The 5496-nt window shown below is 71.9% G+C and carries 5 protein-coding genes; 2 read left to right on the top strand and 3 right to left on the bottom strand.

What is annotated here, in order from left to right:
• Positions 1-34: 34 nt before the first annotated feature.
• The 3 genes from LCD33_RS25795 to LCD33_RS25785 form a co-directional block, all read right to left on the bottom strand.
• Entirely contained in the window at positions 35-1519 is a 1485-nt protein-coding gene (locus LCD33_RS25795; protein WP_224962868.1) for an MDR family MFS transporter, read from the bottom strand.
• A gap of 501 nt (positions 1520-2020) precedes the next feature.
• Entirely contained in the window at positions 2021-2671 is a 651-nt protein-coding gene (locus LCD33_RS25790; RefSeq protein WP_224962870.1) for a cation transporter, read from the bottom strand.
• Positions 2661-3005 (bottom strand): helix-turn-helix transcriptional regulator, encoded by a 345-nt coding sequence (locus LCD33_RS25785; protein ID WP_224962872.1) that lies wholly within the window; start codon positions 3003-3005, stop codon positions 2661-2663. The genes LCD33_RS25790 and LCD33_RS25785 overlap by 11 nt, the downstream gene beginning before the upstream one ends.
• Before the next feature lie 483 nt (positions 3006-3488).
• Between LCD33_RS25785 and LCD33_RS25780 the strand changes: the two genes are divergently transcribed.
• Together LCD33_RS25780 and LCD33_RS25775 are read left to right on the top strand one after the other, a co-directional pair.
• Positions 3489-4085, top strand: a complete 597-nt coding sequence (locus LCD33_RS25780) for a hypothetical protein (protein WP_224962874.1) — start codon at positions 3489-3491, stop codon at positions 4083-4085.
• Positions 4082-5272 (top strand): FAD-dependent monooxygenase, encoded by a 1191-nt coding sequence (locus LCD33_RS25775; RefSeq protein WP_224962876.1) that lies wholly within the window; start codon positions 4082-4084, stop codon positions 5270-5272. The genes LCD33_RS25780 and LCD33_RS25775 overlap by 4 nt, the downstream gene beginning before the upstream one ends.
• Positions 5273-5496 lie beyond the last annotated feature (224 nt).

Raw genomic sequence — 5496 nt, 5'->3', positions numbered from 1 at the left:
CCACCGGAGTGATCGCGCCGAGTCGTCGCCTGCGTCAGTGGCCCGCGCGCACCGGTTCCTCTCCGAAGGGCACCGAACCGGACTCGTCGGCGGGCCGGGCGCTCGACCGCACGAACAGCGAGGTGCCGAAGGCGAGCACGCCGATCACCCCGGCCACCACGAACGCCGTCCGCAACCCGGAGGCGTCCGGCGGACCGGAGGGCACCGCGCTGCCCACGGACGCGACGGTCACGAACACCGCGGTGCCGAACGCGCCCGCCACCTGCTGCAACGTCGCGAGGATCGCGCTGCCGTGCGAGTGCAGGTGGTCCGGCAGCGCGCTCAGCGACTCGGTCATCAGCGGCGTCATCATCAGGCCCAGACCGGCCATCATCAGCACGTGGATCGCGATCACCGACACCATCGAGGACTGCGCGTCCAGCGAGGCGAACAGCCACAGCGCCACCGCCATCGCGCCCGCACCCGGGATCACCAGCCGCCGCGCGCCGAACCGGTCGAACAACCGGCCCACCGGGCGTCCGAGCAACCCGAGCACGAGCCCGCCGGGCAGCACCGCCAGTCCGCTGGTGAAGGTGCTCGCACCCAACACGGTCTGCAGGTACAGCGGCAGCATGATCGCGCCCGCGCCCAGCAGGCACATGAACAGCAGCGCCGTCAGCACCAGCGCCACCACGAAGGAGCGCAGGCCGAACGGGCGCAGGTCCAGCAGCGCCCGGTCCTCGCGCTGCAACCGCAGCTGGCGCAGCACGAACGCGGTCAGCGCCAGCACGCCCACCAGCAGCGGCAGCCACAGCGACACCGAGCCGCCCCCGCCGCCGGACTCGCCGATGGAGGACAACCCGTAGAGCAGGCCGCCGAAACCGGCCGCCGACAGCACCACCGAGAGCACGTCCAGCGGCACCCGCCGCGTCTCGTCGTCCAGCCGCATCCAGACCGCGCCGATCACCAGGGCGATCAGCGACAGCGGCAGCACCAGCAGGAACATCCAGCGCCAGCTCAGCGAAGCCAGCACCGCACCACCGATCGTCGGCCCCACCGCCGGGGCCACCGCGATCACGATGGTGATCGTGCCCATCGTGGCGCCGCGCTTGGCGACGGGCACCAGCCGCATCACCGAGGTCATCAGCAGCGGCATCATCACCGCGGTACCGCAGGCCTGCACCACGCGGCCCACCAGCAGCACCGCGAAACCGGGCGCCAGCGCGCTGAGCAGGGTGCCGACGCTGAACATCGTCAGCGAGGCCAGGAAGATCTGCCGTGGCGTGAACCGCTCCAGGAGGAAGCCGGTGATCGGGATGACCACCGCCATCGTCAGCAGGAACCCGCTGGTCAGCCACTGCACCGTCGTGGTGGAGACGTCGAGGTCGACGGTGAGGTCGCGCAGCGCGACGCTCAGGATCGTCTCGTTGAGGATCATCACGAACGCGGAGACGACGAGCACGCTCAACAGCACGTTCGCCCGCGGCGGTGCCGCTTCGCGCTCGGTCCCCGCGTCCACGGTCCCCGTGGAGTCGGTCATGGTTCCAATACCTCTCGCAGAACTCGGTCGGTCCACCGGCGCGGCGGGACCGGGTGCCGTCCCGCGGCGGTGCGCCGTCGGAGCGGGTTCGAAGGATCAGGTGTCGCGATGCCGCCGAAACGCTCCCGCGAACCGGTGGCCTCGGCACTTCCCCCAGGTCGTGCGCCCCCGCGCACGGGCCGCGCGTCCCGGCAGCACCGCGGACGCCCAGCCGCACCAGTCTAGAGGGCCCGTTCGGGTGCGGCCGCTGAATTCTTCGGTGACGTCCGCTGCACCGGCGCGCACGCGCCGCTCCGCTTCAGCCGCCCGCTCCCGACATCGGCCACCCCATCAGGGAAGAGCGTTCCCTCGCCTGCCCTTCCTGATCACCCGACGTGCCCGCCACGTCGTGAGGTGAACGGACCGTTCGCCCGATCTATTCCGGTCGGCGGCGGGCCGCACTCCAGGCGAACGCGGGCGGCTCGGTCCACCCGCCGGTGCACGCACCCCGGAACCGGCGGTTCAGCAGCAGTGCTCGCCCCGCCAGGCCTGCCGCCCCTCCTTCACCGCCACGGCCGCGATCACCAGCGCGGCCAGCGGATCCGCCCAGTACCAGCCGAACAGCGCGTTGAGCAGCAACCCGGCCAGCAGCACGGCGGACAAGTAGGTGCACAGCAGGGTTTGCTTCGAGTCGGCCACCGCGGTCGCCGAGCCCAGTTCGCGCCCGGCCCTGCGCTGCGCGTACGACAGCCCCGGCATCAGTACGAGGCTCACCGCCGCCAGCACCAGCCCGACCGCGGAGTGCTCCGCCGCCACCCCGCCGAGCAGCCCGCGCACCGCCTCCACCGAGACGTAGCCGGCCAGCGCGAAGAACGACCCGGCGATGACGCGCAGCGCCACCCGTTCCCGCGACTCCGGATCGCGCGCGCTGAACTGCCAGGCGACCGCGGCGGCCGAGGTGACCTCGATGGCCGAATCCAGGCCGAACCCGATCAGCGCCACCGAGGACGCCCGGGACCCCGCGGTGATCGCGACGACCGCTTCGACCACGTTGTAAGTGATCGTCGCGGCGACCAGCCAGCGGATCCGCCGCTGCAGCAGGGACCGCCGCGCCGGGGCCGGGGGTGCCGCGGTCGCCGAGCAGCCCGCGCAGCACTCCGCCTCAGCACTCATCGCGCACCGCCTCCGGGTCGTCGTTCAAGCACGGTTGCGACCGCTCCACCGCGAGCACGACCTGCACCAGTTCGGCGAGCGCGGCGGCCAGGTGCGGATCGGCCAGCTCGTAGCGCGTCTGCCGCCCCTCCAGGGACGCCACCACCAGGCCGCAGCCGCGCAGGCACCCCAGGTGGTTGGACACGTTCGACCGGGACAGCCCCAGCTCGGCCGCCAGCCTGCCCGGGTAACCGGGCCCGTCCAGCAGCGCCACCAGCAACCGGCACCGGGTCGGGTCGGCGAGCGCCTTCCCCACCCGGGCGAGCGCCGCTTCCCTCGCCTCACTCGTCAGCATGCACTGAACAGTACAGCGGATGATGACGCATCGGAAGGCGCGCCCCGCGCGGCGGGAACGGTCCGCCGCCGGACCGGAAAGCGGCTCCCGGCGACATCAGCGACACCTCGGATGACGCGCAAAATCTTCCTTGAGCGGGAAAGGAGATCACATCCGATGAATTTTCGAGGGTCGTCGGAAAGCCGATCCACCAAGAGGCTCAAGGGACTACCCTGAAAGCACAGCAACACCCTTCCGGACCGCCATTGCGACACCCGGCGGAACACGGGGGCAAATGCGCCATTTCGGCTATCGTGATTCATGTCGAATAACATCACCACTGGTCACGACCATGATCAAGGCCGGTGAAACGTCGAAGTTGATCATGCTAAAGTCCCGGACGATCACATTCACTCCTCTGGAACAGGAACGGAAGCGGGCCACCCGAGACCCGATTCCGCATCCGCGCGGCATCGCATCCAGGGACGATCCCCTCAAGGCACAATGACATTTCTCGACAACGGGCCGCTCGTCCTGCACGAGAACCCCTTCGCCCTCACCCGAACCGCGGCGAATCCAGCTGACGCCGCCCTGTTCGCGTCCCCGATCACGCGGATGCTGCTCAGCAGCGACGGCCTCACCACCACGCTGCTGGAATCGGCCACCGGCCTGCGCACCCACGTCCGCGACGCCCGGCACGACCGGGTTCCCGCCGACGCGGCCCCGACCGGCGCCGCCGACCTGCTGCGGGTCACCGCGCAGGACGAACTCATCGTCCGGCGCTCCACGACGGCCGCCGTCGACGGCCGGGTGCTCGCCAGCAACCAGGTCGTGGCGCGCACCGACGTCCCCGGCGCCGAACGGTGCCTCACCGACGGCACCGCCCCGCTCGGCCTCGCCCTGCACGCCGCGGGAACCGGGTTCCGGCGCACCGTGCTGCACGTCGGTCGCCGCGCCTGGCACCCCGACCCGGGACGACCGCCCGCGGCCTTCAAGACCTACCTGATCTGGCACCAGGACACCCCGGCCGTGGCCATCAGCGAACTGTTCAACCCCGAATTCGTCCCCGCCGACCGCACGACCCCGGGAGCGACCCGATGACCGACGTGCAGCACACCCAGGTCGCGATCGTCGGAGCCGGGCCCGCGGGCCTGGTGCTCGCGAACGTCCTGCAGCGGTCCGGGATCGACGCGCAGGTGTTCGAGCAGCACTCCCGGGCGCACGTCGAGAACTCGCCGCGCGCCGGGCTCGTCGAACACCGCGTCGTCGACCACCTGCGCCGCTGGGGCCTCGCCGACGGGCTGCTCGCCCGCGCCACCCGGCACGGCTGGTGCGACGTCGTCGTCCACGGCGAACCGTTCCGGCTGGACTACGCGGCGCTCTCCGGCGGCGACCGGCATTGGATCTACCCGCAGCAGCTGCTGGTCCAGGACCTGCTCGCCGCGCTCGACCGCACCCCGCGGTTCCAGCGGCCGGTGCTGGACGTGGACCTCACCGGACGCCGCCCGCGGCTGCGCGGCGCCGGATTCGAGGTCGAGAGCGACTACGTGGTCGGCTGCGACGGCGCGCGCAGCGTCGTCGCCCGTTCCTTCCCCGACGGCACCGGCGGCAACGTGCAGCGGCGGTACCCCTACGACTGGCTGACGATGCTCGCCCACCTCACCGCGCCCGTCGAAGGCATCCGGTACGCGATCCACCCGGACGGTTTCGCGGGCATGATGCCGCGCGCGGGCGCGCTCGGGCGGCTGTACCTGCAGGTCCCCGCGGATGAGGACATCGCCCGCTGGAGCACCGCGCGGATGCGCGACGAGCTGGACCGGCGGCTGGGCACCGACTCCGGCCGCCCGGGCATCGTCCGCATCCGAGAAGCCGACGTCCTGCGGATGCGCAGCGGCATCGCGGGTGTGCTGCAGCGGGGGCGGGCGTTCCTGGCCGGGGACGCCGCGCACGTGCTGACCCCCTCCGGTGCCAAGGGCATGAACCTCGCCATCGCCGACGCCGCCGACCTCGCAGGCTCCCTCGTGCGGCGCTACCGCGACGACGATCCGACCGCGCTGGACGGGTACGGCGAGCGGCGGCGGGTGCAGGCCGAGCACACGCTCGCGTTCTCCGAGGAACTGCTGCAGCTGCTGCACCTGCCCCCGGACGCCACCGACGCCGCGGCCGAGCTGGACTCCCGCCGCAACCGGGTCCGGTGGCTCGCCGGGAACAACCCCGAGGCGGAGCGGTTCGCCCGCGAGTACGTCGGCTCCGGTGAGCTCACCCCCGCGCCGCACCGACCGGCCTGAATCCGCCGCGGGTGAACGGACCGTTCGTCCAGTCTCGTTGGACGAACGGGCCGTTCACCCAGCGCCCGGGTCGGGAGTGAACGGCTCGTTCGTCCAGCCGCATTGGACCAACCGGCCGTTCACCCCACGCCTCGATCGGGAGTGAACGGACCGCTGTTGCCTGTCTTCAATACCGCAGCGGCGCTAACTCGCCCCATGCCCCGCGGGGGGGGGTTGGCCGGGGG

Source organism: Saccharopolyspora sp. 7B, from assembly GCF_020177435.1.
In the GTDB taxonomy this organism is placed as follows: Bacteria; Actinomycetota; Actinomycetes; order Mycobacteriales; family Pseudonocardiaceae; genus Saccharopolyspora_C; species Saccharopolyspora_C gregorii.
This window is presented reverse-complemented; position numbering and strand designations above follow the sequence as displayed.

Bases quoted from the DNA above. Each gene is read 5' to 3' on its own strand.
- LCD33_RS25795 (WP_224962868.1), bottom strand. From the start codon at position 1,519: ATGACCGACTCCACGGGGACCGTGGACGCGGGGACCGAGCGCGAAGCG.
- LCD33_RS25775 (WP_224962876.1), top strand. From the start codon at position 4,082: ATGACCGACGTGCAGCACACCCAGGTCGCGATCGTCGGAGCCGGGCCC.
- LCD33_RS25780 (WP_224962874.1), top strand. From the start codon at position 3,489: ATGACATTTCTCGACAACGGGCCGCTCGTCCTGCACGAGAACCCCTTC.
- LCD33_RS25785 (WP_224962872.1), bottom strand. From the start codon at position 3,005: ATGCTGACGAGTGAGGCGAGGGAAGCGGCGCTCGCCCGGGTGGGGAAG.
- LCD33_RS25790 (WP_224962870.1), bottom strand. From the start codon at position 2,671: ATGAGTGCTGAGGCGGAGTGCTGCGCGGGCTGCTCGGCGACCGCGGCA.